The 26963-nt window shown below is 70.4% G+C and carries 24 protein-coding genes and 1 riboswitch; of the genes, 14 read left to right on the top strand and 10 right to left on the bottom strand.

What is annotated here, in order from left to right; genetic code table 11:
• Positions 1 to 151: 151 nt before the first annotated feature.
• From BZL64_RS03575 to BZL64_RS03560, 4 genes are all read right to left on the bottom strand, one after another.
• The gene (locus BZL64_RS03575) at positions 152 to 475 is read right to left on the bottom strand and encodes a DMT family transporter (RefSeq protein WP_086766049.1); all 324 of its coding nucleotides are present in this window, start codon (positions 473 to 475) and stop codon (positions 152 to 154) included.
• Positions 476 to 550: 75 nt separating this feature from the next.
• Positions 551 to 1561 carry a ribosome small subunit-dependent GTPase A gene (rsgA, locus tag BZL64_RS03570; RefSeq protein WP_086766047.1) on the bottom strand — a complete coding sequence of 337 codons (1011 nt, stop codon included), beginning with the start codon at positions 1559 to 1561 and terminating at the stop codon, positions 551 to 553.
• A gap of 11 nt (positions 1562 to 1572) precedes the next feature.
• On the bottom strand, positions 1573 to 2898 hold the full coding sequence (aroA, locus tag BZL64_RS03565) for a 3-phosphoshikimate 1-carboxyvinyltransferase (RefSeq protein ID WP_086766045.1): 1326 nt from the start codon (positions 2896 to 2898) through the stop codon (positions 1573 to 1575).
• 86 nt (positions 2899 to 2984) lie between these two features.
• Complete coding sequence (locus BZL64_RS03560) at positions 2985 to 3707, bottom strand: M50 family metallopeptidase (RefSeq protein WP_086766043.1); 723 nt, start codon at positions 3705 to 3707, stop codon at positions 2985 to 2987.
• 49 nt (positions 3708 to 3756) lie between these two features.
• Between BZL64_RS03560 and BZL64_RS03555 the strand changes: the two genes are divergently transcribed.
• The 10 genes from BZL64_RS03555 (at position 3757) to BZL64_RS03510 (ending at position 13871) form a co-directional block, all read left to right on the top strand.
• Positions 3757 to 4572 (top strand): SOS response-associated peptidase, encoded by an 816-nt coding sequence (locus tag BZL64_RS03555; protein ID WP_086766041.1) that lies wholly within the window; start codon positions 3757 to 3759, stop codon positions 4570 to 4572.
• A gap of 28 nt (positions 4573 to 4600) precedes the next feature.
• A complete protein-coding gene (locus tag BZL64_RS03550) occupies positions 4601 to 5266 on the top strand; it encodes an alpha/beta hydrolase family protein (RefSeq protein ID WP_086766056.1) in 666 nt (221 codons plus the stop codon).
• A gap of 248 nt (positions 5267 to 5514) precedes the next feature.
• The gene (gene sigR, locus BZL64_RS03545; protein WP_190047056.1) at positions 5515 to 6210 is read left to right on the top strand and encodes an RNA polymerase sigma factor SigR; all 696 of its coding nucleotides are present in this window, start codon (positions 5515 to 5517) and stop codon (positions 6208 to 6210) included.
• On the top strand, positions 6207 to 6509 hold the full coding sequence (gene rsrA / locus BZL64_RS03540) for a mycothiol system anti-sigma-R factor (RefSeq protein WP_086766037.1): 303 nt from the start codon (positions 6207 to 6209) through the stop codon (positions 6507 to 6509). The genes sigR and rsrA overlap by 4 nt, the downstream gene beginning before the upstream one ends.
• A 165-nt stretch (positions 6510 to 6674) precedes the next feature.
• On the top strand, positions 6675 to 7982 hold the full coding sequence (locus BZL64_RS03535) for an HD-GYP domain-containing protein (protein WP_086766035.1): 1308 nt from the start codon (positions 6675 to 6677) through the stop codon (positions 7980 to 7982).
• 77 nt (positions 7983 to 8059) lie between these two features.
• Positions 8060 to 9280, top strand: coding sequence for an HD-GYP domain-containing protein (locus BZL64_RS03530; RefSeq protein WP_425276010.1), 1221 nt, complete (start codon positions 8060 to 8062; stop codon positions 9278 to 9280).
• Between the two features lie 105 nt (positions 9281 to 9385).
• A complete protein-coding gene (locus tag BZL64_RS03525) occupies positions 9386 to 10366 on the top strand; it encodes a tetratricopeptide repeat protein (RefSeq protein ID WP_086766033.1) in 981 nt (326 codons plus the stop codon).
• Between the two features lie 106 nt (positions 10367 to 10472).
• Positions 10473 to 11123: a peptide deformylase gene (def, locus tag BZL64_RS03520; protein ID WP_086766031.1), complete on the top strand. Its 651-nt coding sequence runs from the start codon at positions 10473 to 10475 to the stop codon at positions 11121 to 11123.
• A gap of 271 nt (positions 11124 to 11394) precedes the next feature.
• Positions 11395 to 12504: an epi-isozizaene synthase gene (cyc1, locus tag BZL64_RS03515; protein WP_397682874.1), complete on the top strand. Its 1110-nt coding sequence runs from the start codon at positions 11395 to 11397 to the stop codon at positions 12502 to 12504.
• Positions 12501 to 13871 (top strand): bifunctional albaflavenone monooxygenase/terpene synthase, encoded by a 1371-nt coding sequence (locus BZL64_RS03510; RefSeq protein ID WP_086766027.1) that lies wholly within the window; start codon positions 12501 to 12503, stop codon positions 13869 to 13871. Before cyc1 ends, BZL64_RS03510 begins: the two co-directional genes overlap by 4 nt.
• Positions 13872 to 13917: 46 nt before the next feature.
• Here BZL64_RS03510 and BZL64_RS03505 read toward each other — a convergent pair whose 3' ends face one another.
• The 6 genes from BZL64_RS03505 to BZL64_RS03475 form a co-directional block, all read right to left on the bottom strand.
• On the bottom strand, positions 13918 to 14883 hold the full coding sequence (locus BZL64_RS03505; protein ID WP_086766051.1) for a GlxA family transcriptional regulator: 966 nt from the start codon (positions 14881 to 14883) through the stop codon (positions 13918 to 13920).
• Positions 14884 to 15124: 241 nt separating this feature from the next.
• Positions 15125 to 16138: a ribonucleotide-diphosphate reductase subunit beta gene (locus BZL64_RS03495; RefSeq protein WP_086766023.1), complete on the bottom strand. Its 1014-nt coding sequence runs from the start codon at positions 16136 to 16138 to the stop codon at positions 15125 to 15127.
• Positions 16138 to 18492 carry a ribonucleoside-diphosphate reductase subunit alpha gene (locus BZL64_RS03490; protein WP_086766021.1) on the bottom strand — a complete coding sequence of 785 codons (2355 nt, stop codon included), beginning with the start codon at positions 18490 to 18492 and terminating at the stop codon, positions 16138 to 16140. The genes BZL64_RS03495 and BZL64_RS03490 overlap by 1 nt, the downstream gene beginning before the upstream one ends.
• 135 nt (positions 18493 to 18627) lie before the next feature.
• Positions 18628 to 18738, bottom strand: a riboswitch (adenosylcobalamin-variant (AdoCbl-variant) riboswitch).
• 182 nt (positions 18739 to 18920) lie between these two features.
• On the bottom strand, positions 18921 to 20549 hold the full coding sequence (gene mctP / locus BZL64_RS03485) for a monocarboxylate uptake permease MctP (protein ID WP_086766019.1): 1629 nt from the start codon (positions 20547 to 20549) through the stop codon (positions 18921 to 18923).
• Positions 20546 to 20812 carry a DUF3311 domain-containing protein gene (locus BZL64_RS03480; RefSeq protein ID WP_086766017.1) on the bottom strand — a complete coding sequence of 89 codons (267 nt, stop codon included), beginning with the start codon at positions 20810 to 20812 and terminating at the stop codon, positions 20546 to 20548. Before BZL64_RS03480 ends, mctP begins: the two co-directional genes overlap by 4 nt.
• A gap of 178 nt (positions 20813 to 20990) precedes the next feature.
• Positions 20991 to 21755 (bottom strand): GntR family transcriptional regulator, encoded by a 765-nt coding sequence (locus BZL64_RS03475; RefSeq protein ID WP_086766015.1) that lies wholly within the window; start codon positions 21753 to 21755, stop codon positions 20991 to 20993.
• 424 nt (positions 21756 to 22179) lie between these two features.
• Here BZL64_RS03475 and BZL64_RS03470 point away from each other — a divergent pair, with 424 nt between their 5' ends.
• The 4 genes from BZL64_RS03470 to BZL64_RS03455 all read left to right on the top strand — a co-directional run.
• Positions 22180 to 23463 (top strand): extracellular solute-binding protein, encoded by a 1284-nt coding sequence (locus tag BZL64_RS03470; RefSeq protein ID WP_086766013.1) that lies wholly within the window; start codon positions 22180 to 22182, stop codon positions 23461 to 23463.
• Positions 23464 to 23586: 123 nt separating this feature from the next.
• The gene (locus tag BZL64_RS03465; RefSeq protein ID WP_086766011.1) at positions 23587 to 24576 is read left to right on the top strand and encodes a carbohydrate ABC transporter permease; all 990 of its coding nucleotides are present in this window, start codon (positions 23587 to 23589) and stop codon (positions 24574 to 24576) included.
• Entirely contained in the window at positions 24573 to 25475 is a 903-nt protein-coding gene (locus BZL64_RS03460) for a carbohydrate ABC transporter permease (protein WP_086766009.1), read from the top strand. The genes BZL64_RS03465 and BZL64_RS03460 overlap by 4 nt, the downstream gene beginning before the upstream one ends.
• Positions 25476 to 25483: 8 nt before the next feature.
• Positions 25484 to 26963, top strand: a 1480-nt coding sequence (locus BZL64_RS03455; protein ID WP_086766007.1) for a glycoside hydrolase family 3 protein, incomplete at its 3' end; no start/stop codon positions are given.

Raw genomic sequence — 26963 nt, 5'->3', positions numbered from 1 at the left:
CCCGTCCCGAACCTGGGGGCTGCGCCCCCAGACCCCCGCATCGGCCCTGAACGGGCCTTGTCCTCAACGCCGGACGGGCTGGATCGACCCCAGAGGCGCGGACGGGCTGAATCGGCCCACGGGCCCGGAGGACGCGAACCGACCCGCGAAGCTACTGGGCCGAGCCTGACAGCTGGAGGCCGATCACTCCGATGATGACCAGGCTGATCGAGATGATCTTCAAGACGGAGACCAGGTCGCCCAGGAAGATCATTCCGTAGATCGCGGTGCCGGCCGCCCCGATGCCGGTCCAGACCGCGTACGCCGGGCCCACGTCGAGTTTCTTGAGGGAGAGGGTCAGCAGACCGAAGCTGCCGAGCGCGAAGACGCAGAACGCGACCGTCGGCCACAGCCTGGTGAAACCGTGTGACAGCTTGAGGCAGACGGCGAAGCCGGTCTCGAGCATTCCCGCGACGATGACCAGCAGCCACGCCATGTGCTGTCCTCCCGTGTAAGCGGCTCGGTGCGATTATGCACTTACCGAACCCCGGCGCACCCAAACACGCGAAGGTCAGTCGCCTTCCGTGCGTTCCCTGGTCGAGAGCAAACGTCGCAGCGAGTACAGCCGCGCCGGGTCCGCGTGTCCCTCGGCGACCCACGCGTCCAGCGCGCAGTCCGGCTCGTCGTGACTGCACGCGCGCGGGCAGCCTTCCGTGCCCGGCACCAGGTCGGGGAAGGCGAGGATCACCCGGGCCGGGTCGATGTGGGCCAGCCCGAAGGAACGCAGGCCCGGGGTGTCGATGACCCAGTCGTCGGTGCCGTTCAGAGGCAGGGCGAGGGCCGAGGTGGTGGTGTGGCGGCCACGGCCCGTCACCGCGTTGACGTGGCCGGTCACCCGGCGCCGTTCCTCGGGGACCAGCGCGTTCACCAGCGTCGTCTTGCCGACGCCCGAGTGGCCGACGAACGCCGTGATCCGTCCGGTCAGCTGCTCGCGCACCACGTCCGCCGCCTCGCCGCCGGCCAGCTCCTCACGGTTGGTGACGACGTAGGGGATGTCGAGGTGGCCGTACAGCTCCAGCAGCTTGTCCGGGGACGCCAGGTCCGACTTGGTCATGACCAGCAGGGGGGTCAGACCGCCGTCGAACGCCGCTACCAGGCACCGGTCGATCAGCCGCGGGCGCGGCTCGGGGTCGGCCAGAGCGGTCACGATGGCCAGCTGGTCGGCGTTGGCGACCACCACCCGCTCGAACGGGTCGTCGTCGTCCGCGGTACGGCGCAGCACCGAGGTGCGCTCGGCGATGCGCACGATGCGCGCGAGGGTGTCCTTCTCGCCCGACAGGTCACCGACCAGGGCGACGTGGTCCCCGACCACCGCGGCCTTGCGGCCCAGTTCTCGGGCCTTCATCGCCATCACGATGCGGCCGTCGACGAGGCAGGTGAGCCGGCCTCGGTCGACCGTGAGGACCATGCCCTCGGCCGCGCCCTCGTGCTTGGGCCGGATGTGCGTACGCGGCCGGTTGCCCTTGCGGTTCGGGCGGCTGCGGATGTCGTCCTCGTCGGTGTGCTTGCCGTAGCGGCGCATGGCGAAAGTCCCTATACCCCGGACGTCCCGAGCATCCCGGTCCACAGGTCGGGGAAGTCGGGCAGCGTCTTCGCCGTCGTCGCCACGTTCTCGATCTGTACGCCCTCCACCGCCAGGCCGATGATCGCGCCGGCCGTGGCCATGCGGTGGTCGTCGTAGGTGTGGAAGATCCCGCCGTGCAGCCGGCGCGGGCGGATGTGGAGGCCGTCGGCGGTCTCGGTGACGTCGCCGCCCAGCTCGTTGATCTCCTTGGTGAGCGCGGCCAGCCGGTCCGTCTCGTGCAGGCGCAGGTGCGAGACGCCCCGCAGGGTGGAGGGGGAGTCGGCGAGGGCGGCGACCGCCGCGATGCCGGGGGTCAGCTCGCCGACGTCGCCGAGGTCGACGTCGATGCCGTGGATCGCTCCCGATCCGGCGAAGACCAGGCCGTACTCGGTGAGTTCGCAGGAACCGCCCATCTCGGTGAAGATCTCCCGCAGCCGGTCCCCCGGTTGGGTGGTCCGGGCCGGCCAGTCCGGGACGACGATCCGGCCGCCGGTGACCAGCGCCGCCGCCAGGAACGGCTGCGCGTTGGACAGGTCCGGCTCGATGGTCAGGTCCCGGCCGAGCAGCGCGCCCGGCGTGACCCGCCACACGTTCGGCTCACCGCCGGACTCCGGGGTGTCCACCTGGGCGCCCACCGCGCGCAGCATGTCCACCGTCATCCGGATGTGCGGCAGGGAGGGCAGCGTGGCGCCGGTGTGACGGACCTCGACGCCCTGGTTGAAGCGCGGGCCCGACAGCAGCAGGGCGCTCACGAACTGCGACGAGGACGAGGCGTCGACCTCGACCGGGCCGCCGTCCAGCGCGCCGCCGCCGTGCACCGTCAGCGGCAGCGCACCCCGGCCGTCGTCGTCGATGCGGGCACCGAGCACGCGCAGGGCGTCGATGACACCGGTCAGGGGACGCTCGTACGAACGCGGGTCTCCGTCGAAGCGGACAGGACCGTCGGCGAGGGCGGCGACCGGCGGCAGGAAGCGCATCACCGTGCCCGCGTTGCCGACGTCGACGGTGGCCGGGCCGCGGAGCCCCGCGGGGAGCACACGCCAGGCCTCGCCGGTCCCGTCGGGCCCCACGCCCTCCTCGATGCCCACACCCATCTCGCGCAGGGCGCCCGCCATCAGCAAGGTGTCGCGGGAGCGCAGGGGGCGGCGCAGCCAGCCGGGCTCGGAGGCCAGGGCGGCCAGGACGAGAGCGCGGTTCGTGACCGACTTGGACCCCGGCACGTGGACCGTCGCGTCGACGGCCTCGCTCGCGTGCGGGGCGGGCCAAAGGGCGGTGTGGGTGGGGTTCGGGGCCATGGGCCCACTGTATAAGCAGGGCATGGCCGAGGTGGTCCGGCGTGGGGGTCGGCCGGGGTCCGCGGGGCTGCCCCCGACGGGCCCGCTCAGAGGCCCAGCAGCCAGCGCCCGCCGCCCAGCAGCGCGCACAGGCTCACCGCGTGGAAGAGGAACAGCCACAGGCCCGCCGGGACGTGGGTCAGGCGGGACAGCTGGTCCGCGTCCGAGTCGCCGGCCCCGCCGCGCGAGCGCTTCGCCTGGAGCTCGAAGGCCGGGCGCACCCCGCCGAGCAGCAGGAACCACACCACCGCGTACGCGAACGCCGCCTGCACCTGCGGGCCGGCCAGCCAGGACACCAGCAGGAAGGCGCCGCCGGTGAGGACCACCGTCAGTACTCCGTACGCGTTGCGGATCATCACCAGCATCGCGACCAGCAGCACCGTCGCCAGCCACAGCAGCAGCGTGATGCGGCCGGCGCCGAGCAGTGCGGCACCGCCCAGGCCCAGCAGCGGGGGAGCGGTGTAACCGGAGGCCGCGGTGAGGATCATGCCGAGGCCGTGCGGTTTGCCCCGGCTGAGCGTCAGGCCGCTGGTGTCGGAGTGCAGGCGTATGCCGGTCAGCTGGCGGCCGGTGAGCAGGGCGACCAGACCGTGGCCGCCCTCGTGGGCGATCGTGATGGCGTTGCGGGAGAGGCGCCAGAGAGTGTGCGGTACGACCACGGCGAGCGCGGCCGCCATGGTGGCGATCACCACCCACAGATCGGGGTCGGTCTGGGTGCCGACGAGCCGGTCCCAGAGGTCGGGCAGCGCGGTGGCGGCGGTGCTGGCCATGGTTTCCGGTGGCTCCTCTTGTCCTAAGGAATCTGGCAGTGTGGCACGTATGTGCGGACGGTATGCGGCGAGTCGCCAGCCCGAGGATCTCGCAGGAGTCTTTGAAATCGAGAAGTGGGAGCCCGAGGAGACCCTCGAACCCGACTTCAACGTGGCCCCCACCAAGGAGGTCCACGTGGTCCTGGACCGTCCTCTGAAGGACGTGCCGGACCCGCGCCCGGTTCGCCAGCTGCGCAGACTCAGGTGGGGGCTCGTCCCGTCCTGGTCGAAGACCCCCGAGGGCGCGGCCCGGATGATCAACGCGCGCGCGGAGACCGTCCACGAGAAGCCGTCGTTCCGCCGTGCCTTCGCCACGCGCCGCTGCATCATCCCTGCCGACGGCTACTACGAGTGGGTCACCGGACAGCAGGAGCGCGAACTGGAGGTCGAGGGCCGGAAGAAGAGGCCCCGCAAGCAGCCCTACTTCGTGCTCCCGGCCGACGGCTCGGTCTTCGCGATGGCCGGGCTGTACGAGTTCTGGCGCGACCGCACGCTGCCGGACGACCATCCGCAGGCCTGGTGGGCGACCTGCTCGGTGGTCACCACCGACGCGGAGACGAGCCCGCTGGCCGGGGCGCCCGCCGAGGGCCCGCGCACGCTGTACGACATCCATCCCCGGATGCCCCTGATGCTCACCCCCGACCGCTGGGACGCCTGGCTGGACCCGTCCCGCACCGAGGTCGAGGAGCTGCGTCCGCTGCTCGACCCGCCTCCGCCCGGCCTGATGCGCGCCTATCCGGTGTCCACGGCCGTGAGCAACGTCCGCAACAACGGTGCGGAGCTGCTGAAGGAGCTGGAGGGGCCCGAGGAGGGCACACTCTTCTGATGTGACCGACGGGACGAATGTGACGGACATGACTGACGAGACCTCCGGGACCGCCGGAGCCGCCGAGGCGGTCGAGACCGTCGACACCGATGCCGGACCCGCCCGCATCACCTGGCACCGGGCGAAGCGGCCCCGGCTCGTCCTCGCCGTGAGCCACGGCGCCGGTGGCGGCATCGAGGCGCGGGACCTGCGCGCGCTCGCCGGAGCGCTCCCCGGGCACGGCGTCAGCGTCGCGCTCGTCGAGCAGCCCTGGCGGGTCGCCGGCAAGAAGGTGGCGCCCGCGCCGAAGACACTGGACGTCGGCTGGCGTGGGATCTGGCCGGCCGTCGCGCGGGGCGGGCTCCCGGTGATCTCCGGCGGGCGCAGCGCGGGCGCGCGCGTGGCCTGCCGTACCGCCGGCGAACTCGGCGCGCACGCCGTTCTCGCGCTCAGCTTCCCGCTCCACCCGCCCGGCAGGCCCGAGAAGTCACGGGCCGCCGAGCTGCTGGGCGCCGGGGTGCCCACGCTCGTCGTCCAGGGCGGCAACGATCCCTTCGGCAGGCCCGAGGAGTTCCCCGAAGGGACGTACGACCTCGTCGAGGTGCCCTACGGCGATCACGGGTTCGCCGTGCCCAAGCGGGCCCCCGTCACCCAGGACCAGGCACTGGAGACGGTCACCGCGGCGGTCCTCCCGTGGGCCGGGTCACTCGGGTGAACAGCGGGGAATGTTGCGGGGCGCACGGCTGTTGAGCGGGGCAGAAGTGCTGAACACGCAGCACCGATGTCGTGGGAGAGGAAGTCCGGCGCATGGGTTCGACCATCTGCCCCAGCCGCACCGACCTGGACTGGACGGTGCTGCACGCGGCCAAGACCGCTCCTATTCGAGCGGCGGGTGGGACGGGTAGTCGTCTATCCTCCGATTCGAGTGGGACCGCTCTCGGTCCTGCCCGTGATCTTGAGGAGGTGGGTCCGGTCACCGGTACCGACGCAGGGACCGACAACGGCCAGGCGGAGCTGCCCGAGGGCCAGGGCACGGACGTGGGGACGCCCGCGGAGTCCACCACGGAGCGCAGCGCGCGCTTCGAGCGGGACGCGCTGGAGTTCCTCGACCAGATGTACTCGGCCGCGCTGCGCATGACGCGCAACCCGGCGGACGCCGAGGACCTGGTGCAGGAGACCTACGCCAAGGCGTACGCGTCCTTCCACCAGTTCCGCGAGGGCACCAATCTCAAGGCCTGGCTGTACCGGATCCTGACCAACACCTTCATCAACTCGTACCGCAAGAAGCAGCGCGAACCCCAGCGCAGCGCGGCCGAGGAGATCGAGGACTGGCAGCTGGCGCGTGCCGAGTCGCACATGTCCACGGGTCTGCGCTCCGCCGAGTCGCAGGCACTGGACCATCTCCCCGACTCGGACGTGAAGGCGGCACTTCAGGCGATCCCCGAGGAGTTCCGCATCGCCGTCTATCTCGCGGACGTAGAGGGCTTTGCGTACAAGGAGATCGCGGACATCATGGGGACACCCATCGGTACGGTGATGTCCCGGCTGCACCGAGGCCGCCGTCAACTGCGCGGAATGCTCGAGGACTACGCCCGTGAGCGCGGGCTGGTCCCGGCCGGCGCCGGAGAGTCGAACGAAGCGAAAGGCTCTGGGTCATGAGCTGTGGAGAGCCGCACGAGACGGACTGCGGTGAGGTCCTCGACCATCTCTACGAGTTTCTCGACAGTGAGATGCCGGACATGGACCGCGACAAGTTCAAGCAGCACTTCAACGAGTGCTCGCCGTGCCTGGAGAAGTACGGGCTGGAAGAGGCCGTCAAGAAGCTGGTCAAGCGCTGCTGCGGCCACGACGACGTGCCGACCGACCTGCGCTCGAAGGTCATGGGCCGGATCGAGCTGATCCGCTCCGGCCAGGCCGTGCCCGACCACGACGTGTCGGTCACCCCGCAGGAGTCCTGAACCCCGCAGGCCCATCAGGCCCCTTAGGCCCCTTGTCCTGAGGACGCACAGGACGGCACCGACGTCACCCGAAGGTGCTAATCCGCGGGTGATACGCCCGCGTCGCCACCCCCCGCCACCCTAGGCTCCGAAGTCTGGACCAGGCGTGGCCGGGGGGAGGGCGACATGGACGGCATTCCGGTACGGGCGCGGGTGTACGTCGTCTGCGCCGCCGTCGGCGCGCTGTGCTGCCTGCTCCCACTGACGACGGACCGCACGCCCTGGTGGCCGGTCCTGCTGCTCGCCGCGCTGTACGCGTGCGGGGAGCGTGTCGCCCGCCGCCGGTTCGCCGGCACCCTCTACCCCGTCCTGCTGGCCGGGGCTTTTCTGTTTCCGGCCGCCGTGGCCGCGCTCGTGCCGCTGCCGGGTGCCCTGCTGTCGCGGGTGGAACACGGCCCCGTGGCGCTGCGGCGTGTCTGGCGGGCCGCCCGGCTGGCGCTCGGCGTGTGGGCCGCGTCCCGCACGCACGAGGCGCTGGGCGGCCGGGAAGCCGTGGAGGCGTCCGACAGTCCCGCCCTCCTCCTGCCCGCCGTGGCCGCAGTCCTGGTCCTGTGCCTGGTGCTCGCCGTCCTGGACGGCGGGATCCTCGCGCCGGCCGAGGGGCTGCCACCGCGGCGCGCCTGGCACGGGCTGTTCCTGCGCTCCCTGGCACCCGTAGGGGTGCACGGGCTCGCCGGGCTGATGATGGCCGTCCTGTGGCACAGCCCCTACGGGCCGGTCGCCGCACTGCTCGTGCTGTTCCCGATGGGCGTGTCCTGGTGGGTGTTCGCCCAGTACCACCGGGAGCGCGCCGCCCACCAGGCGACGATCCGCGCGCTCGTGCAGGCCGTCGACATCAAGGACGGCTACACGCGCGGGCACAGCGAACGCGTCGGGCAGGCCTCCATGCTGATCGCCCGTGAGCTGGGCATGGACGAGGACCGGGTCGAGGTGATCCGCTTCGCCGGGATCCTGCACGACGTCGGCAAGCTCGGCGTGCCCACCCGGCTGCTCCGCAAGAACGGCCCGCTGACGCCCGCGGAACGGCGCGTGATCGAGCTGCACCCCGAGTACGGGCACGAGATCACCCGGGGCATCTCCTTCCTCGGCGAGGCCCGCTCGGCGATCCTCCACCACCACGAGCGGCTGGACGGCAGCGGCTACCCCTACGGGCTGGTCGGCAGTCAGATCCCGGAACCCGCGCGCGTGGTGGCGGTCGCCGACGCCTTCGACGCGATGACCTCGACCCGCTCCTACAGCCGGGCCCGCCCCGTGCCGGCGGCACTGGAGGAACTGCGGCGGTGCGCGGGGGACCACTTCGACCCCCGTATGGTCACCGCGCTGACCCGCGTGATCGCCCGGGACGGCTGGCACCCGGTCGTCACCGCCGACGAGCCCCACCTGCCGGCGCAGTCCCCGGCCGCCGCTCCCGAGCGGCCGGGAGTCCGGCGGTGAGCCGCCGCGGGAGGACGGCGCGGACGGGCGGGCTCCTGAGCGACGGCCGGGGGAGGACGGCGCGGGCGGGCGGACTCCTGAGCCTCCTGCGTGCCGCCGCAGTGCTCCTCGTCGTCGGGTCGCTGCTCGTCGTGCTCCGCTCGGGGCTGGAGGAGCGGTCCGTGGCACTCGCCTTCGGGGTGCTCATGGCCGTCGGCGAGCTGACCCGGTGGAGCGGGCCGGGACTGCGCGAGGCCGCGCCGCTCGGTTCGGCCGCCTCACTGTCGTACGCCCTGCTCGGGGAGCATGCCGGGCACGCGACGCACCACGGGGTCGCCCAGGTCGTCTCCGTCGTCGTGGCCGCCTCGCTGCTCGGCAGCGTGCCGCACCTCGCGCGCGGGCAGGGGCCCGTCCTGGACCACCTGGTCCGGCGCGTGCTGGCCGTCGGGTTCGCCGCCGTCTGCTTCCAGCCCCTCTACAACCACGGGGTGTTCGACCACTGGACCGGCCCCGCCTACGCGCTGCTGCTGCTCGCGCTGCTCGTCCTCACCGCCCTGTGCGACGCCGTCGTGGCCGCCGCGCTCGCGCACTCCCGCACCGGCTGGCCGTTCGCCCCGCTCCTGCGTGACGAGCTGCGGTCCGTCCCCGGAATAGGGTCGGCGGTGGCCGCGACGGGCGCGGTGATGGCGCTGGCGGTGGCCGTCGTCGGCCTGTGGGCGCTGCCGGTGTTCTCGGTGCCGCTGCTGCTCACCCAGCTGTCCCTGCGCCGCTACGCCGCCGTCCGCGCCACCTACCGGCAGACCATCGCCTCCCTGGCCCGCGCCACCGAGATCGCCGGATACACGCCGGCCGGGCATGCCCGCCGGGTCGCCGCGCTCAGCGAGGCGGTCGGCCGGGACCTGGGCCTCACGGAGCCGGAGCTGACCGTGCTGGAGTACGCGGCCCTGATGCACGACATCGGGCAGCTCAGCCTCGTCGATCCGGTCCCCGCCGGGGCCACGGCCGGGCTGCCGACGGCCGAGCAGCGGCGCATCGCGCTGCTCGGCGGGGCCGTCGTCCGCCAGACCGGGGCGAGCGCGCAGGTCGCCATGGTGGTGGAGCGCCAGGCCGACCCCTATCCGGAGCAGCCGACGGCCGCGCGGATCGTGCGGGTGGTCAACGCCTACGAGGAGAAGGTGCGCGACGCCGGCCCCGGCGGGCCGCTCACGGCACTGGAGGAACTACGGCTGGGCACGGGCGGGGAGTACGCCCCCGAAGTGGTGGAAGCCCTGGCCAGGGTGCTGTCGCGGGACTGTCTGACCCTGCCCGCGGCTGGGTAACCCATGGGTAATGAGCGCCCTTCCAGCCACACGTGGTTGGATGCGAGGGAGAGAGTGTCCGGGGGCACTGGCCAGCCCACAGTACGGAACTGGCAGGCGGGAATCGTGAGGATCTTCGGCAAGGGACGGCACCGGCCCTCCGCCTCCTGGCGGCAGGCCACCGATCGCGCGTTCACGCTGATCGGCGACGGCCGGTACGAGGACGCGGGCGCGCTGCTGACCCGTGCCGCCGATCTCGAGCCCTGGCTGTCGGAGTCCTGGTTCAACCTCGCCCTGCTGCACAAGTTCCGGCACGACTGGGAGCAGGCCCGCACCGCCGGGCTCCGCGCGGTCGCCCTGCTCGACCGGGAGACCGGCGCCCCCGACTGGTGGAACGTGGGCATCGCCGCCACCGCCCTCCAGGACTGGCCGCTGGCCCGGCGCTCCTGGCAGGCCTACGGGCTGCACGTTCCGGGCGGCCCCACCGCCGCCGGTGAGCCCCTCGGCATGGACCTGGGCAGCGCGGCCGTACGGCTGTCGCCCGAGGGGGAGGCCGAGGTGGTGTGGGGGCGGCGGCTGGACCCCGCGCGGATAGAGGTGCTGTCGATCCCGCTGCCGTCGTCCGGGCGGCGCTGGGGCGAGGTCGTCCTGCACGACGGGGTGCCGCACGGCGAGCGGACCACCTCGGTGGGGCACTCCTACCCCGTCTTCGACGAGATCGAGCTGTGGGCGCCCTCGCCGGTGCCGACCTGGGTGGTCCTGCTGGAGGCGGCCACGGAGGCGGACCGCGACGCGCTGGAGCAGCTGGCCGCCGACGCAGGCTTCGCCGCCGAGGACTGGTCGTCGTCCGTACGGCTGCTGTGCCGGATGTGCTCCGAGTCGCGGATGCCGTCCGACGAGGGTGACGGCGAGCATCTCGACCCGCACGACCACAGTGAGCCGGGCCACCCCGGACCGCTCGGTCACCGCACCGACGGGCAGCTGTGGGTGCCCGAGCGGGAGTGTGGGGTGGCCGCGCCGGCCTCGCTGGTCAGGGGGCTGCTGGACGGGTGGGTCGCGGACAGTCCGCACTCGCGGGACTGGCGGGATCTGGAAGAGGTCTGCTGAGACCCGGGGGCGGCTCCCTTTAGGCTGTACTCGCAGGTTCGCAAGTTTTTCAGGCTGCGGTCTCCGGGTTCGCGGCCTCCAGGTTGCAGGAAGGCATACGTCGGTCATGGCGCAGCAGGACACCGATCAGCAGCACGCGGGAGTGCTCCCCGTGGACGACGAGGGCTTCGTCATCGACACCGGGGAGACGGAGGAGCGCGAGCTGGCCTGGCGTCGGGCCGGGACCGCGCGGCCCATCACCGTCGTGGGGAACCCGGTGCTGCACAAGGAGTGCAGGGACGTCACCGAGTTCGGCGAGGAGCTCCAGAAGCTGGTCGCGGACATGTTCGCCTCGCAGCACGCCGCCGAGGGCGTGGGCCTGGCCGCCAACCAGATCGGTGTCGATCTGAAGGTGTTCGTCTACGACTGCCCCGATGACGAGGGTGCCCGGCACACCGGTGTGGTCTGCAACCCCGAGCTGGTGGAGCTGCCCGCGGACAGGCGCCGGCTGGACGACAGCAACGAGGGCTGTCTGTCGGTGCCCACCGCGTACGCGCCGCTGGCCCGGCCGGACTACGCCGAGGTGACCGGCCAGGACGAGAAGGGCAACCCGGTCAAGGTGCGCGGCACGGGCTACTTCGCTCGGTGTTTGCAGCACGAGACGGACCACCTCTACGGGTACCTCTACATCGACCGTCTCTCCAAGCGTGAACGCAAGGAAGCACTGCGGCAGATGGCCGAGAACGAACCGCGTTACGCCGTGGTCCCCAACGACTGAGCCACCTCGCCTCCCCCGACGCCCGGCCGCGATCACCGGCAGCCGGGCGTCGTTCGTGTGTCCGACGCACGTTCGATCGCTTATGCACATCCGCTGATCCATATCCAGTCACACAAGGGGGGATCTCGGTGTGTTGGGGTAGTGAATGAAGCAAATCCGTTCCCAGAACGGTCAGTTGTGGTGCTGAATGGGAAGTGCGGGGATACGCAACGGCGCACGCCCGGCACGGCGGGAGGGGCGTGTACCAACTGGCGGCTGAGAGGGGTTGTTCGTGCCAGCTTTCCCATACAGCACCACATACCGCACCACATACCGCACCGCGGGGACCGTGACCGCGGTCGCGGTTCCGCCATCGCTCTCCCTTCCGGTCATCGAGGCGGTGTTTCCCCGGCAACTGCATCCGTATTGGCCTCAGTTGCAGGAGAACACCCGTTCGTGGCTGCTGGAAAAGCGGCTCATGCCGCCGGACAAGGTCGCGGAATATGCCGACGGCCTGTGCTACACCGACCTGATGGCGGGCTACTACCTCGGCGCCCCCGACGAGGTCATGCAGGCCATCGCCGACTACAGCGCGTGGTTCTTCGTCTGGGACGACCGGCACGACCGTGACGTCGTGCACGGCCGGGCCGCCGCCTGGCGGCAGTTGAGGCGCCGGCTGCACGCGGCCCTCGACTTCCCGGCGGAGCACCTGCAGCACGAGGATCCGCTGGTCGCCGGACTCGCGGACAGTGTGGGCCGGCTGTACTCCTTCCTCCCGAAGACGTGGAACGCGCGGTTCGCCCGCCACTTCCACGAGGTGATCGAGGCGTACGACCGGGAATTCCACAACCGGGCGGAAGGGCGCGTCCCGAGCGTCGACGAGTATCTGGCCCTGCGCCGGCTCACTTTCGCGCACTGGATCTGGACGGATCTGCTGGAACCGAGTGCGGGATGCGAACTCCCGGAAACCGTACGGAAACACCCGGCCTATCGGCGTGCGGCTCTGCTGAGTCAGGAGTTCGCCGCCTGGTACAACGACCTCTGTTCGCTCCCGAAGGAAATCGCGGGCGACGAGGTGCACAATCTCGGCATCAGTCTCATCACCCATGAGGGACTGACACTCGAAGAGGCGGTCGAGGAAGTCAGGCGGCGCGTCGAGGAATCCATATCCGAATTCCTCGTCGTCGAGAAGGACGTCTTACGACTGGCCGACCGGCTGGCCGACGGGACGGTCCACGGAAAAGAACTCGGCGCCGCTGTCCGGGCCTGTCTCGCGAATATGCGGAACTGGTTCAGTTCCGTCTACTGGTTCCACCACGAGTCCGGCCGCTACATGGTCGACAGCTGGGACGACCGGTCCACGCCCCCGTACGTCAACAACGAAGCGGCAGGTGAGAAATGACCGTCGAGTCCGTCAAACCCGTGACACCCGAGGCATCCGAACTGCGTGAGCCGCCATTGGCCGGCGGCGGGGTTCCGCTTCTCGGCCACGGCTGGAAGCTCGCCCGCGACCCACTGGCCTTCATGAGCCACCTGCGCGACCACGGCGACGTCGTTCGCATCAAGCTCGGACCGAAGACGGTGTACGCCGTCACCACACCGGCCCTCACCGGGGCGATGGCCCTCAGCCCCGACTACATCATCGCCGGACCGCTGTGGGAGTCCCTGGAGGGGCTGCTCGGCAAGGAGGGCGTGGCCACCGCCAACGGTCCGCTCCACCGCCGCCAGCGGCGCACCGTCCAGCCCGCGTTCCGGCTCGACGCCATCCCCGCCTACGGGCCGATCATGGAGGAGGAGACGCGCGCGCTCGTCGAGCGGTGGAAGGGCGGCGAGACGATCGACTGCACCTCGGAGTCGTTCCGGATAGCGGTGCGGGTGGCGGCCCGCTGCCTGCTGCGCGGGCAGTTCATGGACGAGCGGGCCGAGCGGCTGTGCATCGCGCTCGCCAGCGTCTTCCAGGGGATGTACCACCGCATGGTGGTACCGCTCGGACCGCTCTACAGGCTGCCGCTTCCGGCCAACCGCGAATTCAACCGGGCCCTGGCCGATTTGCATCTCCTGGTCGACGAGATCGTCGCCGAACGCCGGGCATCCGGTCAAAAGCCGGACGATTTGCTGACGGCATTGCTGGAAGCGAAGGACGACAATGGCGACCCGATCGGGGAACAGGAGATCCACGACCAGGTCGTCGCGATCCTCACCCCCGGCAGCGAAACCATCGCTTCCACGATCATGTCCCTGTTGCTGGTTCTCGCGGACCACCCGGAACAGGCGGACAAAGTGTGCGCCGAGGTGCGCGAGGTCACGGGAGGACGGCCTGTCGCATTCGACGACGTTCGCAAGCTCACGCACACGAACAACGTCGTCATCGAGGCCATGCGTTTGCGTCCGGCCGTATGGATATTGACGCGGCGGGCAGTCACCGAGACCGAACTCGGTGGCTATCGCATTCCGGCCGGTGCCGACATCGTGTACAGCCCGTACGCCATCCAGCGCGACCCACGGTCCTACGAGCGGCACCTCGACTTCGACCCCGACCGCTGGCTTCCGGAGCGGTCGAAGGACATCCCGAAGTACGCGATGCGGCCGTTCAGCGTGGGCAACCGCAAGTGCCCGAGCGATCACTTCTCGATGGCCCTGCTCACGCTGGTCACGGCGGTGCTCGCGGACGGCTACCGCTTCGAGCAGGTCCCCGGCTCGGTCGACGCGACGCGGGTGGGCATCACGCTGCGTCCGCAGCGGCTGCGGCTGAAGCCCGTCCCGCGGTGAGAGCCTGTGACTCGGGCTCCGGGACCGTCACCCTGCCGGCGTGCGTTCAGGCGGCCTCCGGGCCCCGGAACGTACGCCGGTAGGCGTTCGGGGTGGTGCCCAGCGCCCGCACGAACTGGTGCCGCAGCGCGCCCGCCGTGCCGAAGCCGGTCCGCCAGGCGATCGCGTCCACCGTCTCGTCGGACGCCTCCAGCAGCTGCTGGGCGAGCAGCACCCGCTGGCGCAGGATCCAGCGGTAGGGCGTCGTGCCGGTCTCCTGCTGGAAGCGGCGGGCGAAGGTGCGCGGCGCCATGTGGGCGCGGGCGGCGAGCTGTTCGACCGTGACCTCCTGGTCGATGTGCTGCTCCATCCAGACGAGCACCTCGCCCACGGTGTCGCAGGTCGAGCGCGGCAGTGGCCGCTGGATGTACTGGGCCTGGCCGCCGTCCCGGTGCGGCGGTACGACCATCCGCCGGGCGATGCCGTTGGCGACCTCGGGGCCCTGCTCCTTGCGTACGAGGTGCAGGCAGGCGTCGATGCCGGCGGCCGTGCCGGCCGAGGTGATCACCGGGTCCTCGTCGACGTAGAGCACGTCGGGCTCGACTCTCGTGCGCGGGTACTCGCGGGCCAGCTGTTCCGCGTGCCGCCAGTGCACCGCGCAGCGCCGCCCGTCCAGGAGCCCCGCCGCGGCCAGCACGAACACCCCGGAGCACACGCTCAGCACCCGGGTCCCGCGGTCCACGGCCCGGCGCAGCGCGTCGAGCAGCTCGGGCGGGAACTCCCGTGCCGTGTACGTGTCCCCGGCCGGTACGGCGATCAGGTCGGCGCTCTCCAGCCGTTCCAGACCGTGTGAGGTGCTCATGGTGAAGCCGGCGTGCGGGGTGGACAGGGTCGGCCCCTCGGCCGAGGCGACGGCGAAGTCGTAGACGGGCAGTCCCTCGTCGCTGCGGTCGATGCCGAACACCTCGCACACCACGCCCAGTTCGAAGGGGTGCACGCCGTCGAGGAGGATCGCGGCCACGTTCTTCAGCATGCGGCCAGTGTGCACCCACAGTGGCAGGAATTTGAAGGTGTACGGCAGTCCTGCCACTGTCAGGAGTGTCACGGGAGCACGATGCTTACCTCATGAACGCACTCACCGGAGCCCTCACCGTCCTGGTCCTCTTCCTCCTCCTCGCGGGCCCGGCGCTCGTGGGGCTGGCCCACGAACGCCGGATCGACCGCCAACTGCGCGAGGCGCGGACCCGGACCGCCCGGTCTCGGACCGCCCGGACTCAGAAGTCCTCGTCCAGGTCCACGGTGCCCTCCACCGCGACCTGGTACGCCGACGGTCGGCGCTCGAAGAAGTTGGTCAGCTCCTGAACGCCCTGCAGCTCCATGAAGGAGAACGGGTTCTCCGAGCCGTACACCGGGGCGAAGCCGAGGCGGCTCAGCCGCTGGTCGGCCACGCACTCCAGGTACTGGCGCATCGAGTCGGTGTTCATGCCCGGCAGGCCGTCCCCGCACAGGTCGCGCGCGAACTGCAGCTCGGCCTCGACGGCCTCCCGCAGCATGTCGGTGACCTGCTCCTGGAGCCGGTCGTCGAACAGCTCCGGCTCCTCCTTGCGGACGGTGTCGACGACCTCGAACGCGAAGGACATGTGCATGGTCTCGTCACGGAACACCCAGTTGGTGCCGGTGGCGAGGCCGTGCAGCAGACCCCGGCTGCGGAACCAGTAGACGTACGCGAAGGCGCCGTAGAAGAACAGGCCCTCGATGCACGCGGCGAAGCAGATCAGGTTGAGCAGGAACCTGCGGCGGTCGGACATCGACTCCAGCCGGTCCAGCTTCTCCACCGAGTCCATCCAGCGGAAGCAGAACTCGGCCTTCTCTCGGATGGAGGGGATGCTCTCGACCGCGTCGAAGGCGGCGGCGCGGTCCTCCGGGTCGGGGAGGTAGGTGTCCAGCAGGGTCAGATAGAACTGGACGTGCACGGCCTCCTCGAACAGCTGCCGGCTCAGGTAGAGCCGCGCCTCGGGGGAGTTGATGTGCTTGTACAGCGTGAGCACCAGGTTGTTCGAGACGATCGAGTCGCCCGTCGCGAAGAACGCGACCAGCCGGCCGATCAGGTGCTGCTCGGCGGGCGTCAGCTTCGCGAGGTCGGTGACGTCCGAGTGGAGGTCGACCTCCTCGACGGTCCAGGTGTTCTTGATGGCGTCCCGGTAGCGCTCGTAGAAGTCGGGGTAGCGCATGGGACGCAGGGTCAGTTCGAAGCCCGGGTCGAGCAGGTTCTTCTGGTTGTCACGCATTACTGGCAGGCCTCGCAGGACTCGGGGTTCTCAAGGGAGCAGGCGACGGCCTCTTCGGGGGCCAGCTGCTGCACGGGAATGGGGGCTTGCGCCTGGGCGGCGCGGGCGATGCGGGTCGCCGGGCGCGAGCGCAGGTAGTACGTCGTCTTCAGCCCTGACTTCCAGGCGTACGCGTACATCGAGGAGAGCTTGCCGATGGTCGGCGTCTCCAGGAACAGGTTCAGGGACTGCGCCTGGTCCAGGTACGGGGTGCGCGCGGCGGCCATGTCGATCAGGCCGCGCTGCGGGATCTCCCACGCCGTGCGGTACAGCGCCCGTACGTCCTCGGGGATCCAGGTGAATCCCTGGACCGAGCCGCTCGCCTCGCGCAGCGCCTCGCGGGTGCGGGCGTCCCAGACGCCCAGCTCCTTGAGCTCGCGCACCAGGTAGGAGTTGACCTGGAGGAACTCGCCGGACAGCGTCTCGCGCTTGAACAGGTTGGAGACCTGCGGCTCGATGCACTCGTACACACCGGCGATCGAGGCGATGGTGGCGGTCGGCGCGATGGCCAGGAGCAGCGAGTTGCGCATGCCGGTCACCGCGATCCGCTCCCGCAGCGCCGCCCAGCGCTCCGGCCAGCTGAACTCGACGCCGTAGTGGTCGGGGTGCAGCACGCCCCGGGCGGTGCGGGTCTTCTCCCAGGCGGGCAGCGGGCCGTTGCGCTCGGCGAGGTCGGCGGAGGCCTCGTAGGCGGCGAGCATGATGCGCTCGGCGATCCGGGTAGAGAGGGCCTTGGCCTCGGGCGAGTCGAAGGGCAGCCGCAGCTTGAAGAAGACGTCCTGGAGGCCCATGGCGCCCAGACCGACCGGACGCCAGCGGGAGTTGGAGCGGCCCGCCTGCTCGGTCGGATAGAAGTTGATGTCGACGACGCGGTCCAGGAAGGTGACGGCGGTGCGGACGGTCTCGTCCAGCCGCTCCCAGTCGAGGTCGTCGCCGACCACGAACGCGCCGAGGTTCACCGACCCCAGGTTGCAGACCGCCGTCTCCCCGTCGTCGGTGACCTCCAGGATCTCGGTGCACAGGTTCGAGGAGTGGACGACGTGGCCCGGCTCGGCGGTCTGGTTGGCGGTGCGGTTCGCGGCGTCCTTGAACGTCATCCAGCCGTTGCCGGTCTGGGCGAGGGTGCGCATCATGCGGCCGTACAGGTCACGCGCCGCGATGGTCTTCCGCGCCAGCCCCTGGGCCTCCGCCGCGCGGTAGGCCGCGTCGAACTCAGCGCCCCACAGGTCTACCAGCTCGGGCACGTCGGCCGGGGAGAACAGGGACCACTGACCGTCGGCGTCGACCCGGCGCATGAACTCGTCCGGGATCCAGTGCGCGAGGTTGAGGTTGTGCGTACGGCGGGCGTCCTCACCGGTGTTGTCGCGCAGCTCCAGGAACTCCTCGATGTCGGAGTGCCAGGTCTCCAGGTAGACCGCGGCGGCGCCCTTGCGCCGGCCGCCCTGGTTCACGGCGGCGACCGAGGCGTCCAGGGTCTTCAGGAACGGCACGATGCCGTTGGAGTGCCCGTTGGTGCCGCGGATGAGCGACCCGCGGGAGCGGACGCGGCTGTACGACAGACCGATGCCGCCGGCGTGCTTGGAGAGGCGGGCGACCTGGTGGTAGCGGTCGTAGATGGAGTCCAGCTCGTCCAGTGGGGAGTCGAGGAGGTAGCAGGACGACATCTGGGGGTGCCGGGTGCCGGAGTTGAACAGCGTGGGGGAGGACGGCAGATAGTCCAGGCGGCTCATCAGCGTGTAGAGCGCGGCGACCTCGTCGACGGACCTGGCCGTGTCGTCCTCGGCCAGGCCGCTCGCCACCCGCAGCAGGAAGTGCTGGGGCGTCTCGACCACCTGGCGGGTGATCGGGTGGCGCAGCAGGTAGCGGCCGTACAGGGTGCGCAGGCCGAAGTAGCCGAAGCGGTCGTCGGCGCCCGTGTCCACCAGCGCGTCGAGCCGGGCCGCGTGCAGCCGCACGAACTCGGCGGTGCGGTCGGCGATCAGGCCCTCGCGGTGGCCGACGGCGACGGACTCGGTGAAGGAGGTGACGCCCTGCGAGGCTGCCTCGGCGCGGATGCCGATCGTCAGCAGCCGGGCGGCCAGCCGGGAGTAGGCGGGATCCTCGGAGATGAGACCGGCGGCCGACTCCGTGGCCAGCTCGCGCAGCTCCGGCTCGTCCGCCCGCGCGGACCGGCCCCGCAGGGCGGCGGCGGCGACCCGGCCGGGGTCGGCGTCGGGAAGGTCGGCGGTCAGCTCGGTCAGCGTCCGCAGCAGTGCGGCTCCGGGACCGTCGGTCTCCAGGGCTGCTGAAACCGGTTCGGCTGGCGCGATGGTCACGTGGGGCTCTCCCTCGCTCGGCGGGGGCCTTGCGCAGGGCAGGAGGCGGCACACGAGCGCGGGGCGCGTCGCGTCCACCGGCCCATTCCGCGAGGCCCGGACGTCAGGGCACCCGAGCCGGACGGACCGGGTGCGCTGCCGGCAGGTGCTCGGACTGACCATGCGTGCGTGAATGCAGCGATACGCACGCAAGTACACCGTTGCGGGACAGTTCCGGATTCGCACCGGATTCCCCTGCGGCGACAGCGAGCATGAGCATACATCTTGTGCCGGGTCGCCGTGCGACCCCCAGATGTTGTGTCGGGCTGGCTTCGCAGCGTCAACTCAGGGGGTGGTTCCGGCGGGAGCGCGCGTACGACAGCGGGCCGCCGAGGCGACTTGCCTTCGGCGGCCCGCTGCGGGATGCGTACGAGGGGTGCTCCCTCCCGCTAGTGTCCCGCCCCCGCCGTCGCCGGGGGCAGTTCGACCTTGACGCCCGGGTCGCCGGCGTCCGCCGTGTAGTCCGAAGGGGACGTCTCGTCGACGCCTTCCGGAGCCTTCAGGGCCTTCATGACGAAGGTGAGCACCACCGTCACCACCACGTTCAGCAGGAACGCGGTGAGGCCGATGTAGCCGATCTCACCGATGCCGGGGATCTCCTTCGACGAGCCGCCGAAGTGCTTCTGGGTCGGGGAGGCGACGCCGTACGCGGCGACCGTGCCGTAGACCATGCCGACCGCCCAGCCGGCCAGCAGCGCCCAGCGGTGGAACCAGCGGGTGAACAGGCCGCCGACCAGGGCCGGGAAGGTCTGGAGGATCCAGATGCCGCCCAGGAGCTGGAAGTTGATGGCGACCGTCTTGTCCATGGTGAGGACGAAGACCAGCGCGCCCACCTTCACCAGGAGCGAGACCAGCTTGGAGACGCGGGTCTCCTCCCTGGGGGTGGCGTCCGGCTTGATGAAGTCCTTGTAGATGTTGCGGGTGAAGAGGTTCGCAGCCGCGATGGACATGATCGCCGCCGGCACCAGCGCGCCGATGCCGATCGCCGCGAACGCCACGCCCGCGAACCAGTCAGGGAACATGTCCTCGAACAACTGCGGGATCGCCAGCTGCCCGTTCTTGACCTTCACCCCGGCCGCGATCGCCATGAAGCCCAGCAGGGCGAGCAGACCCAGCATGAGGGAGTACAGCGGCAGGATGGTGGTGTTGCGGCGGATCACCTCACGGCTGCGCGAGGACAGCGTCGCGGTGATCGAGTGCGGGTACATGAACAGCGCCAGCGCGGAGCCCAACGCCAGCGTCGCGTACGTCCACTGGCCCGCGTCGCCCGGCACCAGCGCACCGCGCGGCGCGCCCGTCGCCGGGTTGGGCTGCGCGAAGGCGTCGCTCGCCTTGGCGAAGATGTCGTCGAACCCGCCCAGCTTGATCGGGATGTAGATGATCGCCACCGCGATGACGATGTAGATCAGCGTGTCCTTCACGAACGCGATCAGCGCGGGCGCCCGCAGGCCCGAGGAGTAGGTGTACGCCGCGAGCACACCGAAGGCGATCAGCAGCGGCAGGTCCTTGACGAACCAGTTGGTGTCCTCGCCGCCGCCGACCCCCATCACGTCCAGCACGGCCTGGATGCCGACCAACTGGAGCGCGATGTACGGCATGGTGGCCAGGATGCCGGTGACGGCCACGGCCAGGGACAGCCCCTTGGAGCCGAACCGGCCGCGCACGAAGTCCGAGGTCGTCACGTACCCGTGCTTGTGCGAGACCGACCACAGGCGCGGCAGGAACGTGAAGATCAGCGGGTAGACGAGGATCGTGTACGGCACCGCGAAGAAGCCCGCCGCGCCGGCCGCGTAGATCGCCGCCGGGACCGCCACGAACGTGTAGGCCGTGTACAGGTCGCCGCCGAGCAGGAACCAGGTGACCCACGTGCCGAAGGACCGGCCGCCCAGGCCCCATTCGTCGAGGCTGTGCTCGTCGTCGGCCCTGCGCCAGCGGGCCGCCAGGAAGCCCATGACGGTGACGGCCAGGAAGAAGAAGATGAAGACGGCGAGTGCCACGCCGTTCACGCCGTCGTTCACTTCGCCGCACCTCCGCCCTGGTTCCTACGGCCGCGCTGGTCGAACTGCCACAGCTTGTACGCGGTCACCGTGAGCAGGGTGGAGAGCAGCACCCACAGCATCTGGTACCAGTAGAAGAAGGGGATGCCGATGAACGCGGGGTCGGTCTTCGCGTACGAACCGACCCACAGCATCGCCACGAAGGGCGCGAACAGACAGAGGGCGATGACGACGCGCAAAGGCGTGACCACCGGCCCTCTGTTCACTTCTGGGGCTTCTGACATCGGGCGGCTCCGTCCCCTAGCAGATCATGTGCAACGCGCACGAAATGTAGGTGACGGATAAAGCCAAGCGGAAGACCTCGTCCGCATATCGGTCCCGATACTCCACGCTCTGCGGGCCCGGGGGATGGCCGGCGGAGCCCAGCCGTCCCGCCGAACCGCCCGTCTAGTCCACGGACCGCTACTCCACAGGCCGCTTGAGCCGCGCCACGAACTTGTACCGGTCCCCCCGGTACACCGAGCGCACCCACTCCACCGGCAGGCCCTCCTTGTCCACGGAGTGGCGGGACAGCATCAGCATCGGCAGACCGACGTCCGTGCCGAGCAGGCCGGCCTCGCGCGGGGTGGCCAGGGAGGTCTCGATGGTCTCCTCGGCCTCGGCGAGGTGGACGCCGTAGACCTCGGCGAGCGCGGTGTAGAGGGACGTGTACTTCACCAGTGACCTGCGCAGGGCCGGGAAGCGCTTGGCCGAGAGGTGGGTGGTCTCGATGGCCATCGGTTCGCCGTTGGCCATGCGCAGCCGCTCGATGCGCAGCACACGGCCGCCCGTGGTGATGTCGAGCAGCTCGGCGAGGCGGTCGTCGGCCGTGATGTAGCCGATGTCCAGCAGTTGCGAGGTGGGTTCGAGACCCTGGGCGCGCATGTCCTCGGTGTACGAGGTGAGTTGGAGCGACTGGGACACCTTCGGCTTGGCCACGAAGGTGCCCTTGCCCTGGATGCGCTCAAGCCGGCCCTCGACGACCAGCTCCTGGAGCGCCTGGCGCACGGTGGTGCGCGAGGTGTCGAACTCGGCCGCCAGCGTGCGCTCGGGCGGCACCGGGGTGCCGGGCGACTGCGTCTCCGTCATGTCGAGGAGATGCTTCTTCAGGCGGTAGTACTTGGGCACGCGCGCGGTACGGACGGTCGCCCCACCCTCGTTCTCCGCACTGCTGACGTCGGTGCTCATGTCCTGCCTTCCCGGCTCCGGGTGCCGAAGCGGCCGACAAACCTGTCGGCCGCGGCTCACATCGTGGCACGGGTTTGCCGACGGGGTGTCCAGCGCGGTGACCTCGCGAGCTCCGTGATCTCTTCTGTATACCCCTGGGGCCCCTGTTGGTCTAGTCCAGCAGGTCACGCGTGGCCGATTGGTCCAGTCCCGCGAAGGGGGGCGATGTGCCGCCCTCGAATTGAAAAGTCCCTGCATATCGCGGTCCCGTAACGGACGACTCAACCCAGGTTGAACACCCTTGACAGCCCAATTGGTCTGAGCCAAGCTCCGGCTTACTGGTCTACACCATTGGTCCAGGTCCTGGTCCCACGGACGGTACGCGTTGACGCTCGACCGCGGCGGGGAGGCAGGGGGGTTTGTGGCATCCCTGAGGAGGGTTGGCGTGAAGCGCAAGCTGATAGCCGCGATCGGTATCGCGGGCATGATGGTCTCCATCGCGGCGTGCGGGGACGACAAGGACAGCGGTGGCTCCGACAAGGGCACCGACGCCAAGGAACTGACGGTCTGGCTGACCGTCGACGCCCAGAACAACTGGCCCGAGCTGGTCAAGGCCGCCGACGCGGCGGTGCAGAAGAAGCACCCCGGCGTGAAGATCAACCACGAGTACTACGGCTGGCCCGACAAGAACGCCAAGCTCGACGCGGTCCTCGCCACCGACAAGGTGCCCGACGTGGTCGAGATGGGCAACACCGAGATGCTCGGCTACATGGTCAAGGGCGCCTTCGCCCCCCTCGACGCCGGCAAGTTCGACAACTCCTCCGCCTGGCTGGACGGCCTCAAGGCCTCGGTGACGTACGAGGACAAGACCTACGGCGTGCCGTACTACGCGGGTGGCCGCGTCGGCAACTGGCGCAAGGACCTCTTCGCCGCCGCCGGAGTCAAGGCGGCCCCCAAGACCTACGCGGAGCTGACCGCCGCCCTGGACAAGGTCCAGAAGAAGGAGGGCGACAAGTTCAGCTCCTGGTACCAGCCCACCCGTGACTGGTACGCGGCCATGTCCTTCGTCTACGACGCCGGCGGCTCCATCGCGAAGGAGGAGGGCGGCCAGTGGAAGGGCAACCTCTCCTCCCCGGAGTCCCTCAAGGGCCTGGGCGAGTACAAGAACGTCGTCGACACGTACATGCACGGCGACAAGACCAAGGACGAGTCCGACCGTTACATCGTCTACGGCCAGGGCAAGTCCGGCATGATCTTCGGCGCGGCCTGGGAGGGCGCGACCGCCGAGGCCCCCGAGAACGACAAGAGCGGCAAGCTCAAGGGCAACCTCGAGAACTTCGTGATGCCCGGCCCGTCCGGCAAGAACCTCCCCGTCTTCCTGGGCGGCTCCGACCTCGCCGTCCCGGTCAAGTCTGACGCGCAGGAACTCGCCGCCGAGTGGATCAACGCGTTCACCGGTCCGGCCGGCCAGAAGGGCCTGATGGCCAAGGGCAACCTGCCCAACAACAAGACCGACCTCGCGACCCTGAAGAACGACCCCAAGACGGTCGTCCCGGCCACCGCCGCCGAGTCCAACTGGTTCGTCCCGATGGCGCCCGGCTGGGGCCAGGTCGAGAAGGCCCAGGTCCTGCAGACCATGCTCCAGTCCATCGGCACCGGCAAGAAGACCGTCGAGGAGGCCGCCAAGGAGGCGGACGCCGAGATCGACAAGGTCATCAACACCAAGTAGTGACGCGAGACGGGGCTCCGCTGCGGCGGAGCCCCGCCGTCCGTGCGACCGAGAGGGCCCCCGCCTCCGTACTCCACGGGGCTTCGCCTTCGTACGACCTGAGGGACCGCTGAGGAGCGCGCGATGAGTGCCGCAGACACGACCACCCCTGCCAAGGTGCCGCCGCCGCGGCCGGCACCGCCACCGCCGTCCGCGCCACGGCGGCCCCGCGCCAAGGCGGGCTCCGCCGGAGCCGGCACCCCCTGGCTGCTGCTCGCCCCCTGCCTGCTGATCCTGGTGCTGGTGATGGGCTATCCGCTCGTCCGCCTGGTCACCCTCTCCTTCCAGAAGTTCGGACAGTCCCAGCTGTGGGGCTTCCAGCCCGCCGAGTCGGTCGGGTTCGACAACTTCACCAACGTGCTGGCCGACAGCGAGTTCTGGTCGGTCGTCGTGCGCACGATCGTCTTCGCGGCCGGCTGCGTCATCTTCACGATGGTCCTCGGCATGCTGATCGCGCTGCTGCTCCAGCGGGTCTCCGGCTGGGTGAAGACGCTCATCAACATCGCGCTGGTGGCCAGCTGGGGCATGCCGATCATCGTGGCCACCACGGTCTTCAAGTGGCTGTTCGACGCGGACTACGGCATCCTCAACGCGGTCCTGAGCAGGCTGCCCGGCGTCGACATGATCGGCCACAACTGGTTCGCGAGCGGGCCGCAGGGCCTGGCCGTGATCATGCTGCTGGTGATCTGGGGAGCCGTCCCGTTCGTCGTGATCACCCTCAGCGCCGGTCTCACCCAGGTCCCCAAGGAACTGGAGGAGGCCGCCCGTCTCGACGGCGCCGGCGCCTGGGGCGTCTTCCGGTACGTCACCCTGCCCATCCTCAAGCCGATCATCGTGATGCTCACGACCCTGTCGGTCATCTGGGACATGGGCGTCTTCCCACAGGTCTTCGTGATGCGCAACGGCCATCCCGAGGCCGAGTTCCAGCTGCTGACGACGTACTCCTACGACCGCGCCTTCGTCGTCAACGACTACGGCCAGGGCTCCGCGATCGCCCTGATCACCGTGCTGCTGCTGCTCGGTGTGGTCGCCGTGTACATGCGCCAGATGCTGAAGATCGGAGAGGTCGAATGAGCGCCATCGCCCCGGCGAAGAGCGGCTCCGGCGAAAGCGCCGTCGCACCGGCCAGGAGCGGCTCCGGCAGCGGCTCGGGCCGCCGGAAGTCCAAGCTCGGCTGGAACCTCCTCGGCCTCCTCGTGTTCGTCATCGTCGGCTTCCCCGTCTACTGGATGCTCAACACGGCGTTCAAACCGGCGAAGGACGCCATCGACCCGGACCCGAGCCTGCTGCCCACCGCACTGACCTTCTCCAACTTCGGCCGCGCGATGGACATCGCCGACTTCTGGGGACCGGTCGCCCGCAGCCTCGTCGTCTCGCTCGCGGTCGTGCTGATCGGCATCGTCGTCGGCATGCTGGCGGCGCTCGCCATCTCGCGGTTCGCCTTCCGCGGCCGCAAGGTCGTGATCGTCGGCATCCTCGCCGTCCAGATGGTCCCGCTGGTCGCCATGATCATTCCGGTCTTCCTGCTCCTGAACGACCTGGGCCAGTACGACCGCCTCACCGGCCTGATCATCACCTACCTGACCTTCATCCTGCCCTTCACGGTGTGGACCCTGCGCGGCTTCATCGTCAACATCCCGAAGGAGCTGGAGGAGGCCGCGATGGTCGACGGCTGCTCCCGCACCGGCGCCTTCATGCGCGTCGTCTTCCCGCTGCTCGCCCCCGGCATGGTCGCCACCTCGGTCTACGGCTTCATCCAGGCCTGGAACGAGTATCTCTACGCCCTCATGCTGCTCAGCCAGAAGAACCAGACCGCGACCGTCTGGCTCGGCAACTTCACCACCAAGCACGGCACCGAGTACGCCCCGATGATGGCCGGCGCCACCCTGATGGCCGTCCCGATCGTCGTGCTGTTCCTCCTCGTCCAGCGCAAGATGGCCGCGGGTCTCACCGCGGGCGCCGTGAAGGGATAACGCCCCCGATGACGACACTCGCCAGCGGCACCGACACTCTGACGCGTGACGCCCTGACGGTCCTCCAGCCCGGCTTCGCCGGCACCAGCGCCCCCGACTGGCTGCTGCGCCGGCTCGGCGAAGGCCTGGCCTCGGTCGGACTGTTCGGCCGCAACATCGCCTCCCCCGAACAACTCGCCGCGCTCACCGCCCAGTTGCGCACCGAACGTGACGACGTGCTCGTCGCGATCGACGAGGAGGGCGGCGACGTCACCCGCCTGGAGGTGCGGACCGGCTCCAGCTTCCCCGGCAACCACGCCCTCGGCGCGGTCGACGACACCGACCTCACCAGGCAGGTCGCCTTCGAACTGGGCCGCCGCCTCGCGGCCTGCGGCGTCGACTTCAACTGGGCCCCCTCGGCCGACGTGAACTCCAACCCGGGCAACCCGGTCATCGGCGTGCGCTCCTTCGGCGCCGACCCCGACCTGGTCGCCCGGCACACCGCGGCCTATGTCGGCGGCCTCCAGGCGGCCGGCGTCGCCGCCTGCACCAAGCACTTCCCCGGCCACGGCGACACGGCCGTCGACTCCCACCTCGCCCTGCCCCGCATCGCCGTGGACCCCGCCGTGCTGGCCGAGCGCGAACTGGCCCCGTTCCGCGCGGCCATCGCCGCCGGCAGCCGTGCCGTGATGAGCGCCCACATCCTGGTCCCCGCCCTGGACCCGGAGCACCCGGCGACCTTGTCCCGCCGCATCCTGACGGACCTCCTGCGCGGCGAACTCGGCTACGACGGCCTGATCGTCACCGACGGCATGGAGATGCGGGCGATCGCCGGCACCTACGGCATCGAGCACGGCAGCGTCCTCGCCGTCGCGGCCGGTGCCGACGCCATCTGCGTGGGCGGCGGCCTCGCCGACGACGAGACGGTACGGCGCCTGCGCGACGCCCTGGTCGCCGCGGTCCGGGCCGGCGAACTCCCGGAGGAACGCCTCGCCGACGCGGCGCAGCGGGTCCGAGCCCTGGCCCGCTGGACGGCCTCGGCAGCGGCCTCCGCCGACCGGTCCGGCGCGCTCACCGACATCGGCCTCGTCGCCGCCCGCCGCGCACTGCGCCGGACCGCGGACGCCCCCTTCACCCCGCTCACCGACGCCCCGTACGTCGCCGCCCTCACCCCGGTCGCCAACATCGCCGTCGGCGACGAGACCCCCTGGGGCGTGGCCGCGGAACTGGCCCGGCTGCTGCCCGGCACCGAGACGGGCAGCTTCGCCGGCGAGGACGCGGGACACGCGGCCCTGATCGCGGCGGGGGAGCGGCGGATCGTGGCCGTGGTCCGCGACGAGCACCGCCACCCGTGGATGACGGCGGCCCTGGACACCCTCCTCGCCGCCCGCCCCGACACGGTCGTCGTCGAGATGGGCGTTCCGCAGGCCCCGCCCCGCGGCGCCCTGCACCTCGCCACCCACGGCGCGGCCCGCGTCTGCGGACGGGCGGCGGCGGAGGTCATCGCCG

This window comes from Streptomyces bobili (assembly GCF_002154575.1).
GTDB lineage: Bacteria > Actinomycetota > Actinomycetes > Streptomycetales > Streptomycetaceae > Streptomyces > Streptomyces bobili.
This window is presented reverse-complemented; position numbering and strand designations above follow the sequence as displayed.